General features: G+C 63.5%; 5 protein-coding genes. All 5 read left to right on the top strand.

Annotated elements, in window-relative coordinates; genetic code table 11:
• The coding region (locus EOD15_RS29985) for an ATP-grasp domain-containing protein (RefSeq protein WP_127409105.1) at window positions 1–813 on the top strand (813 nt) is incomplete at its 5' end.
• Entirely contained in the window at window positions 810–1,766 is a 957-nt protein-coding gene (gene mch, locus EOD15_RS29990) for a methenyltetrahydromethanopterin cyclohydrolase (protein WP_127409106.1), read from the top strand. The genes EOD15_RS29985 and mch, both read left to right, overlap by 4 nt.
• 128 nt (window positions 1,767–1,894) lie before the next feature.
• Window positions 1,895–2,842: a RimK family alpha-L-glutamate ligase gene (locus EOD15_RS29995; protein WP_127321464.1), complete on the top strand. Its 948-nt coding sequence runs from the start codon at window positions 1,895–1,897 to the stop codon at window positions 2,840–2,842.
• A gap of 11 nt (window positions 2,843–2,853) precedes the next feature.
• Entirely contained in the window at window positions 2,854–3,714 is an 861-nt protein-coding gene (locus EOD15_RS30000; RefSeq protein ID WP_127321463.1) for a triphosphoribosyl-dephospho-CoA synthase, read from the top strand.
• 149 nt (window positions 3,715–3,863) lie between these two features.
• A partial coding sequence (locus EOD15_RS30005; RefSeq protein ID WP_185929114.1) for a formaldehyde-activating enzyme occupies window positions 3,864–4,080 on the top strand: 217 nt, incomplete at its 3' end.

A 4,080-nucleotide genomic window follows, 5' to 3' on the forward strand; every position in this document is an offset into this window, starting at 1 on the left:
GGCAATGACGGCGCCGCAATCCGCAGGATCAAGGATCCGCAGTTGCTGGCCGATGATTGCGCCGAACTTGGCATCCCGCATCCGCAATTGCGATGGGACCAGCCGCCTGATCGGGAGAACTGGGTGGTCAAGACCGCGGGCGGCGCCGGCGGCGGGCACGTCAGACGAGCAGCCGGAGAAAGCCCGACCGCCGGCCGCTATTTCCAGCGCTTCGTTGCCGGACGCAGCATTTCGGCCCTGTTCGTCGGCAACGGGCAAACCGCGCACGTCGTGGGCTTCAGCCAACAATGGACGTCCCCCTCCCCGACAGCGCCCTATCGCTATGGCGGCGCCGTGCGGTTGAGACGCTTCGATCGCAGACAGGCGGCGGTGATCGGCGGTTGGCTCTCAAGTCTGACGCGGCGCGCCGGCCTGGTTGGATTGTGCAGCGCCGATCTTATCCGCGGGCCGGACGGCTACAAGTTCATCGAAATCAATCCGAGGCCAGGCGCCACCCTGGACATTTTCGACGATGTCGACGCGCCATTGATCGAAGCGCATCTGCGCGCCGCGACGGGTCAGGTCTTCCGCTTGCCGCGCTTCGTCGATTCGATGGCGTCGATGGTGACTTACGCCGCGACGCCAATCACTCACTTTCCGTCGATCGCCTGGCCTGAATGGACAGCGGACCAGCAGTCGGCTGGCACCCGTCTGATTGCCGGCGACCCTGTCTGCACGGTCTTCGCGCGCGGGCCGAGCGCCCAATCGACCAAGCGACTCATCAAGGGACAAGCCAGTCAATTGCAACTCCAATGGGAAGGAGACCGGACATGAAAGACGGTTCGGCATTCCTGAACGACAATGCACAGCGCATCGTTGACGGCATGATCGGCGACGCCGAACGCCTGCGCATCGTCGTTTCCAGGGGGCCATTGGGCGAGCGCCTGATCGATGCCGGCGCCAAGACCGTAGGCAGCGTCGAAGCCGGGCTGCGCATGGCTGAGGCCGCGATGGGCGGTCTCGGCAGCGTTTCTGTGTTCATGGATCGCGCGTCACAGCAATGGCCGTTCACTGTCGAAGCGCGATCTTCGCAGCCGGTGCTAGCCTGCCTGGGCAGCCAATATGCGGGCTGGAACCTGTCTGGCCAGGACTATTTCGCGATGGGATCTGGGCCGGCGCGCGCCCTCGCCCGGGTCGAACCGCTGTTCGAAACACTTTCCTATCGCGACATCGCATCGTCCGCGGTGCTTATCCTTGAGACGGCCGAACCGCCTCCCCGCGCGATCGTTGAGAAAGTGGGCAAGGCAACTGGACTGGCGACGGAAAAGCTCACCTTCCTCTATGCGCCGACACAAAGTCTTGCCGGCAGCGTGCAGATCGTTGCGCGCGCGCTCGAGGTTGCCCTGCACAAGATCAACGATCTCAAATTCCCGCTGGAGAACGTTGTCGACGGCATCGGAACGGCTCCGATCCCCGCCCCCCATCCGGATTTCCTGACCGCCATGGGCCGAACCAACGATGCCATCATCTATGGCGGCAGCGTCCAGCTCTTCGTGAAAGGATCTGCGAAAGAGGCTGGCAAACTCGCGGAAAAACTTCCCAGCAGCGCCTCACGGGACTACGGCCAACCCTTCGCCGAGATCTTCGCGCGGTTCAAGGGCGATTTCTATGCCATCGACCCGCTGCTGTTCAGCCCGGCCGAAGTGATCGTGACAGCGATCGAAACCGGCGATACGTTTCGCGCCGGTCGGCGTGATCTGAAAATGCTCGAACGAAGTCTCGGCTAGAGCATGGCGGTGCCAAGGGATTCGTCCGTCATTCGCCTGCCCGACGACTGCATTTCGTGCAGCCCCGACGCGGCCATGGGGGCGCGGGATCGCTCGCGCCTCCGAGGTTCCCGTACCCGAGAGGCCACATGATCCCTCGTATCCTGATCGTCAGCGACAAAGTGGACACTGGCTCGAACGGCCTGGCGGCAGGGCTTGGTCGGCGAGGCGCCGCCGTTGCAGCCGTGCCGCTGGCGACGATCGCATTCGACACCAGCAGCCCGAGCGGGCTTTCGATCCCTGGCTTCGGCGGCACGCTGCCCGACGCCGTGGTCGTCCGTTCGATCGCCGCCGGATCGTTCGAAGCGATTACCCGGCGCCTCGGCGTGCTGCACGCGTTAAGCAGACTGTCGGTTCCCGTGTGGAATTCCGCGCAGGCGATCGAGCACTGCGTCGACAAGTCGATGACGACATTCCTCTTGAAAAATGCCGACCTGCCTACGCCACGCACCTTTGCCGTGGAAGGCCTTGCCGTCGCCGAGGAGATCGCGGCGCAAGAACTTCCGCGGGGGCCGCTGGTGCTGAAACCCTTGTTCGGCGCGCAGGGCCGCGGGATAAAGCTGATCCGCACGCTCTCGGACCTGCCGGCTGCAGAAGAGGTGAACAGCGTCTACTACCTTCAGCAATATGTGCCGCGTGCCGGTCCGCCTTTCCGGGATTTTCGCGTCTTTGTCTGCGCCGGCGAGACCGTGGCGATGATGAGCCGCATCAGCGACGACTGGATCACGAACGTCAACCGGGGCGGCGTGCCGGAACAGGTTTCCGATCATGGCAAGGCGGAACTGGCCTCGCTGGCTGTCGCTGCGTCAGCCGCGGTCGGCGCGGATTTTGCCGGCGTGGACATCGTGCGGGCTGACGACGGCAATCTGTTCATACTCGAAGTGAACAGCATGCCCGCTTGGTCGGGATTGCAATCGGTGGTCGCCGTGAATATCGCCGAGGCAATCGCCGATGCCTTGCTGAAACTCCTGGCCGACCGTGCCGAAGCGGCCGCCGCGCCGCGGCCCTACCGTTTTGCCGCGTCTGCGAATTCGTGAGGGCCGGTAGGATGGCGCTGTCGCGTGAACGCCTCCGGGCCAGCTACAAGGATGCCTGCAGGATGGAGATCGAAGCCCTCAAACCGGGCAACGTCCATCTGTTCGCCGACGGACACGGAATGTCCGCCGCCCAGTTCATGATGAGTGCGGAGGTTTCCTCCGGGCCGCTGACCGATCCTCGTCTGCCGGTCGGACAGCGCATGCTGGAGGCCGTGCGCGCGACCCGACTGGCGGTCGCAACCAATACCAATCTCGGAATCATCCTTCTGGCAGGGCCACTGATATGCGCCGCCGAAACGGGCGGTGACAGACTGCAGGACAATCTCGACTCGCTGCTTCGGGCTTTGAGCGTGCAGGATACCAAGGCGGTATTCGAGGCGATCGTCACGGCCGCGCCAGGCGGCCTGGGAGAAGCCGCCAACGATGTGCGGCAGGAGCCAAAGGTCCATTTGTTGGACGCGATGCGGGAGGCCGCCGACCGCGACATGATCGCCCGCCAGTACGGCAGCTGTTTCGGCGACGTGTTCGGGGTCGGGCTCGCCGCGCTGGATGGAGCGTCGGCACGTGGAGAAACCGGCATGTGGCCGACGGTATTCGTCTACATGGCGTTTCTCGCCGGCTTCCCCGACAGCCATGTGATGCGCAAGCACGGCGTTGACGTCGCAAATCAGGCGCGGCAGGAAGCCGTTGCCGTCCAGGCGGCGCTCCATGCCGAGGGCGACGAGCCGTCGCGCATTCGTCTGCTCATGGAGTTCGACCGCCGGCTGAAGGCCGACAACATCAACCCCGGCACCTCGGCCGACCTCACCGTGGCTACTCTTTTAGTCCACACCCTCGCCCTCACCTTGCATAATCGCGGCGTTGGTGCTTGACTTCCAAAAGCGGAAGCTGTGCTTCCGCGGCTATCTAGCCAACCGGTCCGGGCAAATCCGGACGCTGCCAACAAGGATAGCTGTCCATCGAGCGCCTGCTCGGTTGCAGCGTCCGTGGACATCATAATTGTGTCTTGGAGGAAATTGGCATGGCAAAAATATCAAAGGTTATGGTCGGTGAATCGCTGGTGGGAGACGGCAACGAAGTCGCGCATGTCGACCTGCTCATCGGCCCGCGGGGGAGCGCGGTCGAAACGGCATTCTGCAACGCGCTTACCAACAACAAGGACGGCTTTACTTCGCTTTTGGCGGTGATCGCGCCCAATCTTCAATGCAAACCCAACACCGTGATGTTCAACAAGGTCA

Source organism: Mesorhizobium sp. M7A.T.Ca.US.000.02.2.1, assembly GCF_003996995.1.
In the GTDB taxonomy this organism is placed as follows: Bacteria; Pseudomonadota; Alphaproteobacteria; order Rhizobiales; family Rhizobiaceae; genus Mesorhizobium.